This is a genomic window from Shewanella loihica PV-4 (genome assembly GCF_000016065.1).
Lineage (GTDB): Bacteria > Pseudomonadota > Gammaproteobacteria > Enterobacterales > Shewanellaceae > Shewanella > Shewanella loihica.
The window spans coordinates 2,041,253-2,060,435 of sequence record NC_009092.1; the positions used below are offsets into that span (position 1 = coordinate 2,041,253).

Sequence of the window (19,183 nt, forward strand, 5' to 3'; positions counted from 1 at the left end):
GGGCGAAGGGTGTTAATTCGTCATCATCCCTTAAGTGCTAACGATCTGCGCCAGTGTCTGCGTATCGCGACTGGTGCCACCTTGGGCTTTCTCAGCTGCAAGGTGCTGGAATTTAACTACGGGGTCTTCTTTACCGTTCTGCCCATGTTGATGCTGGGGATCTTGCCTAAGATGTCGCTGCATGTGGTGCGGCAAGTGATGGCCTCATCCGCCATCGCCATCATAGAGGTGGCGCTGCTGGCCGAGTATTTGGGCTCGCACCCGATAGTGATGTCTATCGTCGCTTTTTTGCTGTTTCTCTATCGCTTTGCCTGCATGTCCCGTGGCAGCCTGTTTCTGTTTGGCGCCACAGGGGTGATTAGCCTGAGCATAATGCTGCACTTTGCCAGTTACCCGGATACAGATGTGACAGAGCTGGCGATCAATAACTTTATGGGTTGTGGCTTTTCCGTGCTTATCGCCTATCTGATGATGTACCTGTTTCCCGACGTCGATGCACGGGCGCCTATGGCAGCCATGCCTAAGGCGCCCCATCGCATGCGTCACGAGGCGCTGATGGGGGCGACTATCGCCACCATCTCCTTCGCCGTGTTTCAGGTGTTTGATCTGCGTGATTCCTTGGCGGCCCAGGCGACGACATTGTTGTTACTCTTTCCCATGCACTGGAACGGTGCCCTGGGTTATGCCAGACGCCGCGCCGTAGGTACCATACTCGGGGTGACCTGCGGCCTCTTGATGCAACTGCTGCTCTATACCTGGGCCCATGAGCTGGTGCTCCTGCTGCCGCTGTTCTGGCTGGTGACCCTGCTGTTCAGTCAGGCTCATGTGACAGAGGCGATGGGCTCTGGCGTGGGGTTCGGCGCCATGACCACCATGGGTGCCCTCTATGGACAAAACCTGACGCCCGCAAACGATCTCATCTACAGCAGCCTCTATCGCGGCGCGAGCATCTTAGGCGCCATAGTGCTGACCCTGATGGCCTGTTACCTGGTGCATCTGCTGCTTAACCGCTTCGAGGCCACCCGTTTCGGCCATTAGTCCTCGGTTTTCTTTGCCGGGGTCTCCTCCTGGTCGCTAACCCGGTTTAGCACCCCCTTGAGGAGGTCCATCGGCAGAGGGAAGAGGATAGTCGAGTTCTTCTCGCCGGCGATCTCTGTCAGGGTCTGCAGGTAACGCAGTAAGATGGCGTTGGGCGATTTTTTCAGGTTCTGCGCCGCTTCTACCAGCTTGGCCGAGGCCTCCATCTCGCCCGAGGCGTGGATCACCTTGGCGCGACGGATCCGCTCCGCCTCTGCCTGTCTGGCGATGGCGCGCACCATGGTCTCGTTGAGATCCACATGCTTTATCTCCACGTTAGAGACCTTGATCCCCCAGCCGTCGGTGCGGCTGTCGAGGATAGACTGAATGTCGGTGTTGAGCATATCGCGATTGGCCAGCATCTCGTCCAGCTCATGTTGCCCGAGTACCGAGCGCAGCGTGGTCTGCGCCAGCTGGGAGGTGGCCTGCAGAAAATCCTCCACATTGATGATCGCCTTCTGGGCGTCTATCACCCGAAAGTAGATCACGGCATTGACCTGTACCGAGACGTTGTCGCGGCTGATCACATCCTGAGTCGGCACATCCATCACCACGGTGCGCAGATCCACCCGCACCATCTGTTGCACCAGGGGGATCACTATGATGAGGCCTGGGCCCTTGACCCGGTAGAAGCGCCCGAGCATGAAGATCACCCCGCGTTCATATTCCCGCAGGATCTTGAAGGTGCTGATAAGCAGTGACACCAGCAGGAAGATGAGGGCGACGAAGAACAGCTGGGTATTGTAGGCTAAGGCTTGCATATCAACCTCCTAAGGATTGTCTGAATCGGGCAGCGTCGCCGCTGGGGTGACGATCAGGGTAAGTTTGTCGCGCCCAAGTACGATAACCGTCTCACCCGTCTGGGTCTGGGAATCGGATCTGGCCTGCCAACACTCGCCGCCCAGGGTGACCAGGCCGTACTTCTCGAAGCCTTTTACCACCCGAGCGCTGGCGCCGATGAGCAGATCGTCGCCGCTGACGTTGGCAGCCTTGCGCGCCTTCCACAGGCTGGAGAGCACCCAGAGAGAGAAGCCCGACGCGGTAACCGTCACCGCGGCGATGAGTGGCAGTGAGATGGAGAGATCGCCGCCCTCGGCATCGATAAGAAACAGCGAGCCCAGGGCGAAGGCCGCGATACCACCCAGGCCCAGAATGCCGAAGCTGGGCACCATGGACTCGGCGACGATGAGGGCGATGCCCAGCAGGATAAGTCCGAGCCCGGCGTAGTTGACCGGCAGCAGCTGAAAGGCGTAGAGGGCTACCAGGAGGGCGATGCCGCCGGTGACACCGGCAACGCCTATGCCAGGGCTGTAAAACTCCAGCAGCAGACCATAGATACCGATCAACATCAGGATATAGGCGATGTTGGGATCGGTTATGGTGGCGATGACGCGATTGCGCCAACTCTGCTGACGGGGAGCCAGATTCGCCCCAGCAAGGGACAGGCGCTTAGCCTTGCCATCCACCACCACGCTAAAGCCTTCGAGTTTGGCCACCAACTCTTGTGGATCGGCCGCTATCAGGTCAATCACATTCTGGGCCAGTGCCTCATCTGAGGTGAGAGTGGCGGCATCGATAACCGCGCGCTCGGCAAACTCGACGTTACGCCCCCTCAGGTTAGCCAGGGAGCGAATGTAGGCCACCGCATCGTTGAGCACCTTGTGGGCCATGGCATCTTTGTTGTCCTTTGGCGTTGACTCGGGAGTAGACTGACCCGCGCCATCTTTTTGTGCTGCCTTATCTTGTGAGCCAGATTCTTTGGGATCAGAACCAGAGCCTGAACCGGAACCAGAGTCCTGGGGGGAGGAGGGCATGCCCAGCTGCACAGGCGTCGCCGCGCCTAGTGTGGTGGCGGGCGCCATGGCGGCTATATGGCAGGCATAGAGCATATAGGTGCCGGCGCTCATGGCTCTGGCGCCCGGCGGGGCTACCAGACAGGCGATGGGGATCTTGGATGCAAGGATCGCCTGATTGATGCTTCTGAGACTGGTGACCAGGCCCCCGGGGGTATCTAGCACTATCATGATAAGCTCGGGTCGTAGCTCAGCCGGCAGGCGATTGGCGTGGTCTATCTCTTCGCTTAGGTATTCGCCTATGGCTGGGCCTATGGCGCCGCTAAATTGCAGCAGGGGAATGGGTTGGGGCGTGGTTTGCTGCGCGGACTCACTGTTTTCCTCTGCGGCCGACACGCTCTTATCCAGGCTCAGCGCTATTAGTAAGAGCAGCAAGAGCAAGGGGATAACACTCAATGAACGTCGGTTTAAGCAGTGCATAACGACTCCCAATATCCCTTTAAGTTTAGTCGATTTCCCATGGGCAATATTTGCGTCGGCATTGGCGGGCGCTTTTGCAGGCGCTTGGGTAGTAGGTATTTGAGTCGGCCGCTTGTCTTTTATGCTGAGTGTGTTATTTTTCTCGGCTTTTTTCATGGGCGGGAGCGCTTAGCATGTTTGTTGGATTCGATTATGGCAGCGCCAATTGCGCCGTCGGCATTATGGAAGGCGAAAGGGTGCAGCTGCTGCCCCTGGCGGGGGATTCTCACTACCTGGTATCGACCCTGTATGCCTTCGACCGTGAGTTGATTGCCGAGGCCGTCTATCAGCAGCTAGCTGGTGAATTGAAGGCCGATTATGCCAAGCTGCGCTCGGCGCAGCTGAGCCGCGCCCGCCATGCCCGTCAGGCGCTGGATCTCGACGGTGATGAGCAGGCGGTGTTTGTCGGTGAGCAGGCAGTGGCCCATTATCTTGAGATGCCCGAAGAGGGCTTCTATGTGCGCTCGCCCAAGTCTTTCCTGGGGGCAACCGGTCTGCGAGCGGATCAGATAGCCCTGTTTGAAGATATCGTCACCCTGATGATGATGCATATTAAGAGCTTAGCGGATAAGCAGTTGGGGGCTAAGGGAAGTGCTACTCATGCGGTGATCGGTCGTCCGGTCAACTTTCAGGGCATAGGCGGCGAGGAGAGCAATCGTCAGGCCGAAGCCATCCTGGCACTGGCGGCTAAACGCGCCGGTTTCATCGAGGTGAGTTTCCTGTTCGAGCCCTTGGCGGCGGGGATGGATTTCGAAGCTAGCCTGACCCAGGATAAGACAGTGCTGGTGGTGGATGTGGGCGGCGGCACCACAGACTGCTCTGTGGTGAAGATGGGGCCCTCTCATATTGCTAAGGCCGATCGCAGCGAGGATTTTCTCGGCCATAGCGGCCAGCGCATCGGCGGTAACGATCTGGATATCGCCCTGGCGATGAAGGCCTTCATGCCCCACCTTGGGCTGGGGTCTCAGATGGTCAATGGCCTGCCAGTGCCCAGCCAACCCTTCTGGAATGCGGTGGCGGTCAACGACATCAGCGCGCAGCGTGACTTTGCCAGCCTGACCAGTCGCAAGATGATAGAGGAGCTGATCAAGGATGCCGAGCGCTCGGATCTGCTGTCGCGCCTGCTCAAGGTGCAACGGGATCAGCTAGGCTATCGGTTGGTTCGCAGCGCCGAGGGGGCGAAAATTGCCCTGTCAGATAATGCGGCTACTCAATCGAGTCTGGATTATGTCGATGCTGCGCTGGTTGCCGAAGTCGATCAGCAAGGCTTCGTCGATGCGATCGCTCAGCCTGTGGGCTTGATCCAGTCCTTAATGGCTGAGGCAATGGCCAAAGCAACAGATAAGGCGACGGACAAGGCGCAGGCCGATATTATCTATGTCACTGGCGGTACGGCCAAGAGCCCGGCAATTTACCAGAAGATTGCCCAGATGTATCCTGAGACTGAGATAGTGGTCGGTGACCACTTTGGCAGTGTGACCGCCGGACTAACCCGCTGGGCGCAGAAGGTATTTGGCTAACGCAATAAGGTGTTAGGCCGTCAAGGCAATAAGACCATAAAGCAACGAGATAACAAGGTAACAAGGAATGAAGATGAAAGCTTGGATTGGAATCATGTTTGCCGCAGCAACAAGCCTGCTGGCGGGCTGCGGCGATGATGTGGGCAAAGTGAGCCTGGGGGTCTTTACCACCAAGGATGTGATTATCGAGGCCAGGCAAGATCCTAAGATCCCCGGCGTGACCTGTCATATCAGTCGTATCGAGGCGAATCTAGACTTTGCCGATCCGTCGGATATGGGGATCGCCTGTCGTCAGACAGGGCCGATTTTGCCTGCGGATCTCGCCAATATCGACAAGAGCCACGGCGGCGAGGTGGTGTTTAAGGCTTCACTGAGTATCTTGTTCAAATCCCTCAAGGTGAGACGCATCTATGACGTCGACAGCCAGACGCTGATCTATCTCTCATACTCCACCAAGGAGACAGATGGCAGCCATAAGCACAGCCTGTCGACCGTGCCCCTGTACGGCACCCAGGCCTGGCAAGCGCCTGCGGCGCAAAACGGAGAGCCAGCGGCTAAGAACTGAGCGCCAGCGGCTAAGAGCTGAGAGTCAGCGGCAAAAAATTGATTGCAAGCAGCGCCAAACGGAGCGCCAGCGGCTCATTAACGTGAATCGGAAAAACCTGCAGCTAATCAAAACAAAGAAAACGCCGTCATCTGACGGTGTTTTTTTATGGGAATCCTCTGCCTTATTCAGGTGAGGCGCTAGTCGCTCTGGCCATCCAATACCGCGTTGTAGCGGGCGAAGCCGGCCTCGAGATCTTTGATGAGATCTTCAGGATTTTCCAGGCCCACATGCAGGCGGATCAGCGGCTTGCTGCTGTCCCACTGGGTGGCGGTGCGCAGTTTGTCGATACCGAAGACCCCCAGGATCAGGCTCTCGTAGCCACCCCAGGAGAAGCCCATCTTGAAGTGGTCCATGCCTTCGACGAAGGCGGTGATCGCCTTGATGTTGCCGCGTTTGAGCACGAAGGAGAAGAGGCCGTTGGAGGCGCTGAAATCCCGTTTGAAGAACTCATGTCCGGGGCAGGAGGCAAAGGCGGGGTGGCGCAGATGATCCACCTCTGGGCGTGTGGCCAGCAAGTTGGCGACCTCTAGGCCATTCTTCTCATGCTGCGCCATACGCACGCCCAGGGTGCGTAGGCCGCGACTGGCGAGATAGATATCGTCCGCCGAGGTGCATTGGCCCATGAGGTAGCTATTTTCCCTGAGCTGGTCCCAATGAGCCTGGTTGGCGGTGGCGGTTCCCAGCATCACATCCGAGTGACCGACGATATATTTGGTCGCCGCCTGGATCGAAATATCCACGCCAAGCTCGAAGGGGCGGCAGTTGATGGGTGAGGCCCAAGTGTTATCCAGCATGACCACCAGATTGTGGCGATGGGCGATGGCGCTCAGGGTCGGCACGTCCTGCACTTCTAGCGTGATGGAGCCGGGAGATTCGAGAAACAGTACCTTGGTATTGGGGCGGATAAGCGCCTCTATGCCATCACCTATGAGGGGATCATAGTAAGTGGTCTCTATGCCGAAGCCCTTGAGTAGCTTGTCGCACAGATCCCGAGTAGGTTCATAGGCGGTATCGACCATCAGCAGATGATCGCCCGCCTTGAGGAAGGAGAGCAGGGCGCCTGAGATGGCCGCCGAACCTGAAGGGTAGAGGGCGGTGCCTACGCCGCCTTCGAGTTCGGCGATGGCCGCCTGGAAGGCAAAGTGGGTTGGGGTGCCGCGGCGACCATAGAACATCGCGCCATTGGCGCGGTTCTTGGTGGCATGACGCATATCCTCTATGGTGTCGAACACCACTGTGGAGGCGCGAAATACCGGCGGGTTGATCACCCCCTTGCTCCATTTCTTGTCGCGGCCGACGCTGACTATCTTGGTCTCTTTTTTCATCCCATACTCTCGTGTTGGCAACTCAATGCAGCCATCTTAACATCTATACGGCTAAATGAAAGTGAGATTTATTGGAGTGGTTTTCCTTTTAGCGTGGAGGTTACTACGCCTCCAGCGGTAGACGGATATGGATAACCACGCCGGTGGCCTGGCCATCCTGCATCAGGTTCTCTGCGCGTATGCTGCCCTTGTGAAAATCGGTGATCAAGCGGGCGATATAGAGGCCGAGACCCAGGTGAGGCTTGTCCTGCGCCTTCTGGGCGCGCACAGACACCATGGACTCGAAGATCTGCTCGCCCATGTTGGCGGGCAGCGAAGGCCCCAGGTTACTGACACTCAGCAATGCCTGACGCCCCTTGGCCTTGAGTGACACCTTAATCGGCGTATCGCTCTGGCTGAACTCGATGGCGTTGGCGATCAGCTTGTCCATCAGCTGGGCGATATACTCAGGCACGCCTCGCATGGTCATGGGCTCCTTGTCTATCTCTAGCTCAAATACCTGATTGGCATAGGTCATTTGATAGCCCTGCATACACCCTGAGATCACCTTGGAGAGGGGGAAGTTGTCCACCTCGGCGTCGGTTAGCGCCTCTTCGAGACGGGTGGCCTCGCTCATGTTGTTGAGGATCATGTTGAGGCGGCTCACCCCTTCGTGGGCGCGGTCTACATACTTCTGATGTTGCGGCGGCAGATCCTGGCTGTTGAGGTGCTCGAGTGACGAGCGCACCACGGCAACCGGCGTGCGCAGCTCATGTCCAAGGCGCGACGACATGTTCTCCAGATAGTGGGTATATTGGCTCAGTCGGCCGACTATGCTGGCGAAACTGCGGCTGAGATCGCCTATTTCGTCGCGCACCTTAGAGCCGACAATCGCCTTTCTGATCCGCCCCTGGCTGTCGATCGCCTGCTCGGCATCGTCCCTCAGCTTACGGATACGGCTGGAGATGCTGGAGGCGAAGAAGAAGAGCGCTAGTGTGCCCATGCTCATCACGGTCAGGATCACGTTAAACAGTTTCTCCAGCGCCTTGTTGCGCAGGGTGCGAATGCCGTGGGTGGTCTCCTCGGCGATCACCACGCCCATCACGGTATCGTCGATCCAGATGGGGCTGGCGGCGGCCAGGATCACCGCCTTGCCATCTGGGCTGAGGCGCCAGGTGGAGCCAAACTGACCGGCCAGGGCCTTGCGGATATGGCTGCCCTCCAGCACGGTAGAGTCTTTCAACGAGTCGACAAAGTGCTTCGGTGGCGTAGTCAAAATGCGATAGTAGAGCGGGTGCAGGAACTGCTGCTTGAAGCGGCCCCAGAAGGTGTCTGGTGTCTGCTCGGTTGCCGTCTGCGCCCATACATTGGTGCTGCTGTAGATATCGCCGGATTTTGCCAGTACCCGGCCGTGGCGATCCACCACCCAGATCCGTGAGCTGTTGTGGCTCATCCCCTTGATGATGCTCTCAATCTCCGGCGAAGGCACCAGTACAGTCCCCAGCTTGGTAACATCATCCGTAGCCGAGGTGCCGACGATCGCCTCGACGTTACGCGCCTTTCTGTCGTTAACATCGACGATGGCAAAGCCCAGCTTGCTACCCACCATCTCCAGCGGCATCCTCAGTTCGATATTGTAGCCTTTCTCTGTCTTCAGCCATTTGCCTTGGATGCGCACCTCAGGGGTGACAGGCTGGGACTTACGGGGATCGGCAGGTAGCTCGAAGGCGCTGATCCAGCCGTCGCGTATGGTGGCGACGATATAACGGCGAAACTGGCCGTCGGGCGCTAGGGTAGCGATGGCCAGGTGATCGTTGTTGTCGATGCGCAGGCTGTTGGTGCCGCGGTAGATCACCTTAGGATCTGTCACCTCGAAATAGCCATAGAGGTAGCCGGCATACTTGCCCACCATATGGGTGAAACTGATATTGAGTGGCTTGCCGTCATCGGCCTTAAACAGCTGGTGATCGGCGCCATAGGTCACCGCGCGGTGACGGTTTGAGGCCCATTCGCCCAGCTTGCCATCCAGATGGATAGGGCCGGTCAAGGGATAGGCGTAGAGATCCCGCCCCTTTTTTACCTGTGACAAGAAGCTCGCCTGCTTGTCGAACAGCTTGGGTCGTTCATGCAGGGCGGTGGCCAAGGCCTGGGTGGTGCCTTCCAGTGTCTTTTCCTGGCCGTGGCGCAGGTATTTCTCCATCTCCCACACATATTGATAGCCAAGCCAAGGCAGGCAGAGCAGGAACAGGGAGAGTACGGCGACCTTAGTGCGCAGGCCGATGGGCAGATTAAACATGCTTAGTCTTGGGTATCCCAGCGATAGCCCATGCCGTAGACGGTATCGATACAATCGAATTCTGGGTCTTGGCTGATAAATTTCTTACGGATCCGCTTCACGTGGGAGGTGATGGTGCTGTCATCCACATAGATCTTGGCGTCCTGCATCAGCGCCTGACGGCTACGCACATGGCCTGGGCGTTTGGCCAGGGCGTGTACCATCCAAAATTCGGTGACCGTCAGCTCAATAGGCTGCTGTTTCCAGTAGACCTGGATACGATTGACATCTATGGTCAGGTTGCCGTGCTCTATCATGCCATCTTGAGGATTGGCGCCATTTTGGATGTCCGAGCGTCGAAATAGCGCGGCGAGGCGAGCGATCAGATGGGGGAAGCTGACATCTTTGCTCAGATAGTCGTCGGCGCCCAGTCTCAAGCCGCAGACGGTGTCGAAGTCACTGTCTCTGGCGGTCAGAAAGATGATAGGCAGGGTGTTCGACATGGCTCTGAGTGACTGGCACAGGGTAAAGCCGCCATCTATCTCATCTTCTAGGCCGATGTCGATGATCGCTAAGTCAGGCAGACGCGTGTTGAAGGCCTCCATGGCGCTGGGGCGGTTGGCGTACGCCTGCACAAAGTAGCCTTGCTGCTGCAGCACCTCTTTGTAGTTTTCGCGGATAGCCGCCTCATCTTCCACTATTGCAATACGCTTCATGATCCATCCATTACAGCTTAGGGTTTCTGGAGTGTGACTATACAGCAAAATACCCGGGAGAAAAGTGGCCCGGGGTAAAAGCCATTTTCTTGCCACATTTGGTCTGCGCATCGTCATTTTTGCACCCCGGACTTGCCATTTCACTCAGGTTTAATGACCTCATCGACAGGAACCACAGGGTTCTTATTCACCAATCCATGTCAACTTGAGGATTTTCCCATGAAGAAGCAGATCATTGCCGCATTTATCAGTGTTTCGTTATTTGGCAGCTCAATGGCTTTCGCTGCCCCCGCAACTCAAGCGACTCAAAGTACAAACAACAGCTCGGCCGATGAAGAGGCGCTTATCGGTGTGGGCTCTGGAATAGTGCTGGGCGCCGTGGTTGCGGGTCCTGTGGGGGCCATTATCGGCGCCTTCACCGGCGGCATGATAGGCCAGACGGTGGCCAACGACAGCGAGATCAAACAGCAGCAGGCCACGTTAGCTGAGCAGGAGAGCCGCATGATGGCGCTCAAGCAGCAAAATGAGGCGCTGCTGACGGTGCAGCAGGAGTATCAAGAGGCCAAGGTGGAACTGGCACAGCTTAGACAGCATCAGGGCACCCGTTTGGAAGAGCTGGCCCTGGGGCTCAACGTCCAGTTTAAGACGGGCTCATCTACCGTCGAGCCGCACTTTCAGAGCCAGCTCAACGAGGTGGCCGATGCCATGGCGATCTCGCCGCAGCTGAAATTAGATCTCACCGGTTACGCCGATCGCCGCGGTGACAGCAGTTACAACCAGGCCCTGTCAGAGCAGCGCGTGGCCGAGGTGAGAAGTTACCTGGTATCTAAAGGCGTGGATGAGGCCAGGCTCGATGCCAAGGCCTATGGTGCCAGCGCGCCGGTGAAGGATGAGCAGAGCTTCGAAAATGACTTCTTTGATCGCCGCGTCACCATCAAGTTGCTGCCTGGCGATACCGCCCTGGCATCTAACTAGATCCCGCACCATAAAGCAACGCGTAAAAGGAGAAGTAAGATGTTGCCACGCCCGCGTCTCAGGATGAACCAGACCGACCTTTGCCCCCCGAGGGGGGCGCTTTTTTCTCGCCAGCGTCTGGTGATCGCCGCCTTGGTGTTCAGCGTCAGCGCAATTGGCTCGACGACGCCGGCCTTCGGGCGCATGGGTCAACCGGCCGGCGTCAATGTGACGGCTGCCAAATATGGTGAGCAGCTGCACCATTTCGATCTGCCCGCCGCCGATGAGCCCACCTTAGGCCAGGGTGTGCTCGAGTATCGCTTAGATGGCGTTCAGCTAACTAGCGAGTTGCCTGCTACGGCGCTTGCCGTGGATACCCAGGTGCAGATGAACATCTCTGGTTGGATCAACCGGGTGTCGGTAAAGCAGGTGTTTGTGAACGACAGCGAGCATTGGCTCAATGGCCGCTATCAATTTCCGCTGCCTCATGATGCGGCGGTAGACAGCCTCAAGCTGCATATCGGCCAGCGGGTGATAATCGGTGAGATCCAACCTAAGGCTGTGGCGAGGCAAACCTTCGAACAGGCCAAGGCCAGCGGCAAGAAGGCCAGCCTGGTGAGTCAGCAAAGACCCAACATCTTCACCTCAGAGGTGGCGAACCTGGGCCCGGGCGAGGCACTGGTGGTGGAGATCGCCTATCAGCAGCAGGTGCGTTATCAAGATGGCGAGTTCAGCCTGCGCTTTCCAACGGCTATCACCCCGAGATATTTTCCCAAGGGGCAGGTTCCAGACTTAGAACAAGCATCAGTTAACGATATACAAGGACTTAACGTCCTGAATGAGAGCACGCAGAGTGACGAGCAGAAGCTCTATCTGGATGTGGTACTGGATGCTGGCATGGCCATCAGCCGACTGGAGACCCCCTATCATCAGATGCGCCAGACCCAGCTTGGCGGCACTAAGATAGGGCTCAATCTCACAGCCAACCTGCGACCCGATCGCGACTTTCTGCTTAAATGGCGCCCGCTGCTTGCCGAGCAGCCAAGCGCCGTGATGTTTGCTCAGCTAGGCAAGACACATGAGTTCAAGACTCATGAATTCAAGAATGAAGAATCTCTTGCATCTTCACAGGCTCACAATGATCAGGTGGTGAGCGAAGCGAATCACCCAGCCGAGGCGCAAGCGAGTGATAAAGAGGCGAAGGACAGCTACGCCCTGGTGATGCTGATGCCTCCCCAGGACAAGGCGAGGGTGCGCCTGCCAAGAGAGCTTACACTGGTGATAGACACCTCGGGCTCAATGACGGGAGATTCGATCGCCCAGGCCAAGTCGGCCATCTTAAACGCCTTAGCCGGTCTTGGCAGCCAGGATACCTTCAATGTGATCGCCTTTGACAGCAGCGTGCGCAGCCTGTCACCGGTGGCCTTGTCAGCCACTGCGGCCAATTTGGGCAAGGCCAATCTGTTCGTGCAGAGCCTGGAGGCCGATGGCGGCACAGAGATGGCCCCGGCGCTGCTGCGGGCCTTGAGTCAGCCAGAATCTGGCGTGTCGTCCATCTCATCGGCCGTAAAACCTGAGCGTTTGAAGCAGGTGGTATTTATCACAGACGGCGCCGTGGGCAACGAGGCCTCACTGTTTGCGCTGATCGCCGCCAATATCGGCCGCCAGCGGCTGTTTACCGTGGGCATAGGTGCTGCGCCTAACGGCTACTTTATGGAGCGCGCGGCCAGGGCGGGACGGGGCACTTACACCTATGTGGGCAAGATAAGCGAGGTGGATGCCAAGATAGGTGAGCTGTTGGAGAAGATTGAATCGCCGCAGATCAGCGATGTAACCCTGACCTTAGATGATGGCTCGATTCCCGATTACTGGCCGGTGCAGATAGGCGATCTCTATGCCCATGAGCCGATCATGGTGGCACTGAGACTCACGCCCGCACAGAGATCGCGCAGCGATGCCCTGATCATTTCGGGCGATCTCGATGGCAAGAACTGGCAACGTCGCCTGGCCTTGACGGGGGGCGATAAGCCCAGGGGGATAGATCTTATTTGGGCGCGAAATCAGATAGCGAGCCTGCAGCTAAGTAAAAACGCCAAGAATCAGGCGGCGATAAAAGAGAGCGTGACCCGATTGGCGATGGATTATCACCTGGTCAGCCCCTATACCAGCCTGGTGGCTGTGGATAGAACGCCATCACGCCCCGAGGCTATGGATGCCATGGAACTGTTTAAACCGGCACCTATGCCGATGCAAAATCAGTGGCCGCAGACCGCCACCGAGAGTCGTCTCTACTTGGCACTGGGCGCCATGATGCTGCTGCTGATCGGCGCCTATTGGGTGAGTTATCTGCCTTGTCTGCGCGGGCTTTGGCGCAGACGCTTGGAGGCCTGATGATGAATCGTCGCAGACGCCTGGGACTCAGGCATGTTTTGTTTCTGACCGCCTTGATGGCGGCAATGACACTGATCTTTAAAGGAGGCTATATGCAAGCCAAGGCACATTTTGCCCAGTTCCTGATCGAGCGGGCATGGGACAGAACCTTAGCGGATCGTAAAGCCCATAAGCCCTGGAGCTGGGCCGATACCTATCCGATCGCCAAGCTGCACTTTGCAGACGAGCAGGGGAGGCGCCGCGGCGCGCCGCTGTATGTGCTGGCGGGCGCCTCCGGGCGCAATCTGGCCTTCGGACCCGCCGCCATCCTGGCGGATAATCAGATCAATCATTGGGGCAACACGGTTATCGCCGGTCACAGGGACACTCATTTCGCTAGGCTCGAGGGGATCTATCCGGGTCAGGTGATCACTTTGCAGGATGCCTCGGCCGAGACCATAAGTTATCGGGTGCTGGGCACTAAGGTGGTGGATGAGCAAGACACGGCGCTGCTGGCCCAAGAAGATGCGCTGCGTCTGACCTTAGTCACCTGTTATCCCTTCGACAGCCTGGGCGGCCAGAGTCGTCAGCGCTTCGTGGTGATCGCCGAGCCCATGCTTAGTGAGGGAGAGCATGGGGGTGAGGAGGCAGTAGCGACGCGTCTGCCCACATCGCCCGATACGCCGACTATCTCTGAGGAAACTGAGCTATCTAATGTACCTCAGTCGCCACAGGGATATCAGTCGCCCCAGGGATATCAGTCGCCTCAGGGATATCAGTCTCCTCAGTTACGTCAGCAATCGGGGCGACTTCAATCTTAGCGACTAACGTACATAGATTAGCCTTTAGCGCTCACAGATTCGCGATTTGCGCTCATAGATTAGGGATCAGTGCTCATCGAATAGGGATCAGAGCGGCATCACCCGATTTCGGCCCAGGCGTTTGGCATCGTAGAGAAAGCCGTCTGTGCGCTCGATGAGTGACTCGAAGGTGTCTTTCGCCTGCCACTCGCTCACCCCAAACGAGGCGCTGATCTTATCGATCGTCTGATTCTTGCGTCTGTCCTTGAGGGAGATCTTTTCAAGTGTGCGGCGCATGGCGTCGGCCAGATGGCGCGCCTTGCGTTGGTGGCTGTTTGGCACGATTAAGGCAAACTCTTCGCCGCCATAGCGGTAGAGCTTGACCCCGTCGCGGCAAGATTCGTTGAGGCGTTTGGCTACTGCCTTTAACACATTGTCGCCGAGATGGTGGCCATAGGTGTCGTTAAAACTCTTGAAATGATCCACATCGGCCAAGATTAGGCAGGTACCTTCGGGAGATTGAGCCAGCAGCCCCTTGAGATCTTGGTCGAAGGCGCGTCGGTTGAGGGCACCTGTGAGGGCGTCATGATAGACGTCTTGCTCTGAGCGTTTCAGCGCCTCTCTCAGCGCGGCTATCTCTTCCTGGGCCTTGTCGAGACGGCCAGTAAAATATTCGGTACTCTGACGAATATCGTCTGACTCCTTCACCAGATCCCGCACCAGCCCCAATACCTTCTCCAGGCTCAGCCCCTCCTCCTCGATGCGATTGAGGCGATTGAAGTTACTGTCCACCCGCTGTTGAAAGACGGTGGCGTCCTGATTGGTATCCTTGATCGATTGCGACAGCTCTATGGTCATGGCCTCGAGATTCTGGCGCATGTTAAGCACATTGACCTCGCTGGGATCGGCAATATGTTCGCGGTAGAGCAGCTCGGCGGTGACCGGCGGACAGGTGTTGTACTCATTGACTATTCTGTCCATCTTGGTGATGAGTTCTGGATTTTGCTGACCTACGTAGGCGTACCAGAGGGCATAGTTGGTGGGGGTCGTCGGGATCTGATGCTTTAACATCAAGGGGACGGCTCTCTTGAGATTGATTGCGGCTTCGCGCAGCAAATCTTTGCTCATATCGACTCCAGAAAAACGTGGTCTCGTTGGCGCCAAGTAGATCAAGGGGCGCTAAGTGGTGCAATGTCTTGTCGTTGGCAGATGACGCCCCTTAAGCGGTCGCTAATTAAAGCATAGCCACCAAAGTGACGCCCTGCCTTTCTATACTAGAGAGCCTTAATTAAGACTTTGTTGATTTGGCGCCCATTTTAGCCAATTAGGATCCAGTTTGCTCTGCAGACTAAAGACCTGATCCTGGCCGATACGGTTATTGGCTGTGGTGGGGGATTGAGTCGCCACGCCAATACCACCGGCGATAATGGTCTCAAGGGAGCCGGTTTCTATCTGCGCGCCGGAGAAGAGGCCGACATCGACCTTGATGCCGGAGAGATCCCAGAACTGACTGCTCTGGTTGACCAGGTGGCTATAGCCCTTGGCAATCTGCGCCGTTATCTCTACCTGAGTGCCCGTGGTCGAGAGTTGCACCTGTTTGACTTCGCCAATCTTAATGCCGCGGAAGATGATAGGCGTGCCTATCTTGACCGAGCCCAGGTTGTCATCCACCAGGGTGAAGGTGAGGGCATCTTGATTCAGCAGGGTGGGCGATTCGACGCTGCCCATAAAGTCATGCACCTGATTGCCACTCTGGCCCGGTAGCACAGACACATAGGGGCCGGTTATCAGGGTTTCGGCGGCGGTGACGCCGGAAAGCGAGATGTTGGCATCGACGATAAAATATTGGGCGTCGTCGGCCAGGAATGGCACGGCATAGTCGCCATAGAGGTAGGCATCCACGTTGACGCTGCGTAAGTCCTGCGACAGCTTGACCCGCTCCACTTCGCCAATTTGGTGCCCCTGATAGCGGATAGGTGCGTGACTGCTCAGGCGGGTGCTGGCATCGAACTCTATGCTAATGGGAGTTGCCTTGGCGCGGGCCAAGGTCTCTGAGCCATAAAGGTGGCTCTGATTGCCGATATCATCTTGTTCCAGCAGTCCAAGGGAGACGCTGCCCTTTAATGCGCCTTCCAGTGGCGCCACGTCTACCTTGACGCCATTGAGGCTGGCATCGACGCTCAGCGCGCCGTTACGCCAGAAGATGGTGCTTGGCTTAACCAGAGAGGCGAACTGCTTGTCGATACCCAGCTCGATAGCAAAGTCTTCGCTGCTGGCGCGCCAGTTGACTCCCTGCACCTCGCCAATCTGCATCTTCTTATAGTAGATGGGGGAGTGGGCGGCGAGACCGGCACCATCTGGGCTGCTAAGCACTATCTTGAGACGATTCTGCTTGGCGAGATCGCCTTCGGCCTGCTTGGTGTTGGCAAACAGCGGCAGCGATTGGCTAGGATTAGCGGTCCTCTTGCTGCGACCCTGCACCAGACTGATGGCGCCCTTGGTGAGTGTGGTCAGATCCCTGGTGTTTACGCTCACGCCGTCAAGCGACGCATCGATGGCCAGGGCTGATTCGGCAACGAAGTAGCTCCCCTGATGGATAAGCTTGGCAAACTCTGGCCAGATCTGGATGCGGTAGGCAAGACCCGAATAGTCAGGCTTAAACTCGACGCTATCTACCTGACCTATGGGCAGCTGCTTAAAGCGCACCTCGGCGCCGGCGCTGATCCCCGGATTCTCTTCGGCGCTTAGGCTGAGCATGAGCGGCGTTTGTGAGTGTTGTGGCGCCTTAGCCAGCAGCGGATAGCTGGTCTGGTGCTCGCCGCTGCCGGGTAGGAAGGCGACGACATTGCCGGTTACCAATCGGCTGGCATGCTTGATGCCACTGAGGGAAAGATCCGCGCCTTCGAGCCAGAATTGGCTGTCTTTGCCTAACAGCTCGGCATATTGGGTGGCGATGCTGGCATCGAAGCTAACGCCCGCTTCAGTCAGGTGAGTCTGGGTGATCTGGCCGATACTGATGCCGCGATAGACGATGTCGGCACCCGTGCTCAGGCTATCGGCATCGTTGGCCGTTAGGCTAAAGGTGATGCCACCGAGGGCATGTTCCTTATCTTCGAAGATGGTGAAGGTCTGATTGACGCTGGCTTGTTCGCTGCTGCCCTGGGATGAGAAGCTAACACCGCCGGCGAGGATGGCCGACAGGCTCTCAGTCTTGACCTTGATGCCTGAGAGCGAGGCGTCCAGCGCCAGGCCCGAGACGTTCCAGAAGCGCGAGTCTTGTTTCACCAGATGGGAATATTTCTTCTCTATGTAGGCATTGAAGAGGATGCTGTCGTCGTTCACCAGGCGGTAGCTGACGATTTTGCCGACCGGGATCTGACGGTAAAACACCTGAGAGCCCACATCTAATGAGCCGAGGGATGCGCTGGTGAGCTCTATCATCAAGCCGTCTGAGCCCGGCGCCACGGGCGGGGCCTGATCTTCGGCGGTAAATTCGTTCTTGTAGTCCCCTTCGCCTGGCTGAATGGCAATATAGTTGCCCGAGAAGAGGGCGTCCAGTCCCTCGACGCCGGTGATCGAAGCCTTAGGTGTCACCAGCCAAAACTTGGTCTCATCGCGTAGGAAGGGCGTCGAGCGGTAGTCCATCAGCAGATCTACGTATACGCCCTGAAGCTGGTCGTCGATACTGATATCAACCACCTTACCCACGGTGAGGCCCTGGTATCTGACCAGCGTCTTACCCACGTCGATCCCCGTGGCGCTGGGGAAATGAATGCGCACCTCGACGCCGGATTCGCGAATACTCTTGATGCCCAGCCAGGCACCGAGTGCCAGGGCGATCAGGGGAAGTAGCCAGATGGGAGAGAAGAGTTTTTTCTTAACGACTTTTGGTGTTTCAATTTGTGTCATCTTTCGATTCCAATCGGTCCCAGAGTAAACGCGTGTCTAATACTTTTGCCGCCAGCTGTGTCAGCAGGATCACCAAGGCGAAGGCGGTGGCCGCCGGTGCAGGTTTGGCATCCCAAATCTGTCCCATGTTTATGAGCGCCGCGGTAATGGAGATCACAAACAGATCTAGCATTGACCAGCGGCCTATCCATTCGATGATATGAAAGCCAGCCATGAGTGTCTTTTTCGAGATCGGCAGGCGATAGCTGATCGCCGTCAGATAGAGCGCCAGCCCAAAAATCTTCAACATAGGCACTAAGATACTGGCGGTAAACAGAATAATGGCAATAGGTAATAGGTCTAGGTGCACCAGATGGTTGATGCCGCTGAAGATGGTGTCCTGGCGAACCTGCCCTTGACTGGTCATGATAGTGATGGGGTAGAGGTTTGCCGGAAACAGCAAGATGGCGGCGGTGATCAGTAGCGCCCAGCTCTTCTGTACGCTGGTGCGATCCCGGCTCTGCACCGCTTGTCCGCAGCGCGGGCAGTTACCCTGCTCGAGATGGCACAGAAACTTGCAGGTAGGGCAGTTGGTCAGCCCCAATGATTCGCCTTGAGGAGGCTTGCTGAGCTTACTCATCCAGTACGCCCCACATATGTTCTATGTCATATTCACGCTGCATGAAGATCACCATGATAAACAGCATGGTGAAACAGAAGGTGCCGATGCCAAAGTAGAGGTCGGTGTAATCGGAGAGCTGAAATACCGAGACGAAGATGCTGATCATATAGATCTCCAGCATGGAGAGCTGGGCCAATAAGCTGTGCTGTTTCAGTAGCTTCTTATAGATGTTGCGAAAGAAGGGCACCTTGAGTCGGTACTTGACGATCAGCACCTGAGTCAGAATCGACAGAATAAGCAAGCCGGGAGCGATCACCGCCGCCACTAATACGGCGATGCCCACCACCCAATAACCCTGTGAGGCAACGGCCATGGCGCCGCCGGCTATGGTGGTGGTACGAATACTGCCCAGAAAGTGCATCTCAAGCACAGGGAAAAAGTTAGCAGGGAAATAGAGCACCAGCGCCGTGATACACAGGGCCAACATGCCATTGAGCGAGCAGTAAGGGGTATCATAGAGGTTGGTGTGGCAGCGAGGGCAGAGGGCCCGCACACCCGTTGGCAAAGCGCGTTTTCTCACGACCAGATCGCAAGCACGGCAGAGAACGATACTCTTATCTAACACCTCTGTTTTCATATCTGTTCTGGGGCGCTTCCTGTCATCTAAGGTCATAGCAAGAGTGCAAATTTCTTGATATAGACCAGTAATCTATTGCCTATAAGATATTACTATAGTCA

At 56.9% G+C, this 19,183-nt stretch carries 15 protein-coding genes; 6 read left to right on the top strand and 9 right to left on the bottom strand.

Annotated features, from left to right (window positions below; translation table 11 throughout):
- The first annotated feature begins 9 nt into the window (after nt 1–9).
- Nucleotides 10–1,038 carry a DUF2955 domain-containing protein gene (locus SHEW_RS09215; RefSeq protein ID WP_011865582.1) on the top strand — a complete coding sequence of 343 codons (1,029 nt, stop codon included), beginning with the start codon at nt 10–12 and terminating at the stop codon, nt 1,036–1,038.
- Here the strand turns inward: SHEW_RS09215 and SHEW_RS09220 are convergent.
- Together SHEW_RS09220 and SHEW_RS09225 are read right to left on the bottom strand one after the other, a co-directional pair.
- On the bottom strand, nt 1,035–1,838 hold the full coding sequence (locus SHEW_RS09220; RefSeq protein WP_011865583.1) for a slipin family protein: 804 nt from the start codon (nt 1,836–1,838) through the stop codon (nt 1,035–1,037). The two genes, SHEW_RS09215 and SHEW_RS09220, sit on opposite strands and share 4 nt — an antisense overlap.
- Before the next feature lie 9 nt (nt 1,839–1,847).
- Nucleotides 1,848–3,350, bottom strand: coding sequence for an NfeD family protein (locus SHEW_RS09225; RefSeq protein WP_011865584.1), 1,503 nt, complete (start codon nt 3,348–3,350; stop codon nt 1,848–1,850).
- A gap of 173 nt (nt 3,351–3,523) precedes the next feature.
- Here SHEW_RS09225 and yegD point away from each other — a divergent pair, with 173 nt between their 5' ends.
- Nucleotides 3,524–4,909: a molecular chaperone gene (gene yegD, locus SHEW_RS09230; RefSeq protein WP_011865585.1), complete on the top strand. Its 1,386-nt coding sequence runs from the start codon at nt 3,524–3,526 to the stop codon at nt 4,907–4,909.
- 67 nt (nt 4,910–4,976) lie between these two features.
- The gene (locus SHEW_RS09235; RefSeq protein WP_011865586.1) at nt 4,977–5,474 is read left to right on the top strand and encodes a CreA family protein; all 498 of its coding nucleotides are present in this window, start codon (nt 4,977–4,979) and stop codon (nt 5,472–5,474) included.
- A 179-nt stretch (nt 5,475–5,653) separates the two neighbouring features.
- Here SHEW_RS09235 and SHEW_RS09240 read toward each other — a convergent pair whose 3' ends face one another.
- The 3 genes from SHEW_RS09240 to pdsR form a co-directional block, all read right to left on the bottom strand.
- Complete coding sequence (locus SHEW_RS09240) at nt 5,654–6,841, bottom strand: cystathionine beta-lyase (protein WP_011865587.1); 1,188 nt, start codon at nt 6,839–6,841, stop codon at nt 5,654–5,656.
- A gap of 103 nt (nt 6,842–6,944) precedes the next feature.
- Nucleotides 6,945–9,116, bottom strand: coding sequence for a proteobacterial dedicated sortase system histidine kinase (gene pdsS, locus SHEW_RS09245; RefSeq protein WP_011865588.1), 2,172 nt, complete (start codon nt 9,114–9,116; stop codon nt 6,945–6,947).
- Between the two features lie 2 nt (nt 9,117–9,118).
- Nucleotides 9,119–9,811: a proteobacterial dedicated sortase system response regulator gene (gene pdsR / locus SHEW_RS09250; RefSeq protein ID WP_011865589.1), complete on the bottom strand. Its 693-nt coding sequence runs from the start codon at nt 9,809–9,811 to the stop codon at nt 9,119–9,121.
- A gap of 219 nt (nt 9,812–10,030) precedes the next feature.
- Between pdsR and pdsO the strand changes: the two genes are divergently transcribed.
- From pdsO to SHEW_RS09265, 3 genes are read left to right on the top strand one after another with little or no spacing between them, the layout of a single operon-like run.
- Complete coding sequence (gene pdsO / locus SHEW_RS09255; protein ID WP_011865590.1) at nt 10,031–10,786, top strand: sortase-associated OmpA-like protein PdsO; 756 nt, start codon at nt 10,031–10,033, stop codon at nt 10,784–10,786.
- Nucleotides 10,787–10,825: 39 nt separating this feature from the next.
- Nucleotides 10,826–13,156, top strand: a complete 2,331-nt coding sequence (locus tag SHEW_RS09260; RefSeq protein WP_011865591.1) for a marine proteobacterial sortase target protein — start codon at nt 10,826–10,828, stop codon at nt 13,154–13,156.
- Entirely contained in the window at nt 13,156–13,956 is an 801-nt protein-coding gene (locus tag SHEW_RS09265) for a class GN sortase (protein ID WP_011865592.1), read from the top strand. The genes SHEW_RS09260 and SHEW_RS09265 overlap by 1 nt, the downstream gene beginning before the upstream one ends.
- Nucleotides 13,957–14,043: 87 nt before the next feature.
- Here SHEW_RS09265 and SHEW_RS09270 read toward each other — a convergent pair whose 3' ends face one another.
- The 4 genes from SHEW_RS09270 to SHEW_RS09285 all read right to left on the bottom strand — a co-directional run bounded on the left by SHEW_RS09270 (nt 14,044) and on the right by SHEW_RS09285 (nt 19,082).
- Nucleotides 14,044–15,063 (bottom strand): GGDEF domain-containing protein, encoded by a 1,020-nt coding sequence (locus SHEW_RS09270; protein WP_011865593.1) that lies wholly within the window; start codon nt 15,061–15,063, stop codon nt 14,044–14,046.
- Between the two features lie 156 nt (nt 15,064–15,219).
- Nucleotides 15,220–17,844, bottom strand: a complete 2,625-nt coding sequence (locus SHEW_RS09275; protein ID WP_011865594.1) for a PqiB family protein — start codon at nt 17,842–17,844, stop codon at nt 15,220–15,222.
- On the bottom strand, nt 17,831–18,463 hold the full coding sequence (locus SHEW_RS09280; protein WP_011865595.1) for a paraquat-inducible protein A: 633 nt from the start codon (nt 18,461–18,463) through the stop codon (nt 17,831–17,833). Before SHEW_RS09280 ends, SHEW_RS09275 begins: the two co-directional genes overlap by 14 nt.
- A complete protein-coding gene (locus SHEW_RS09285; protein WP_041406612.1) occupies nt 18,456–19,082 on the bottom strand; it encodes a paraquat-inducible protein A in 627 nt (208 codons plus the stop codon). The genes SHEW_RS09280 and SHEW_RS09285 overlap by 8 nt, the downstream gene beginning before the upstream one ends.
- Nucleotides 19,083–19,183 lie beyond the last annotated feature (101 nt).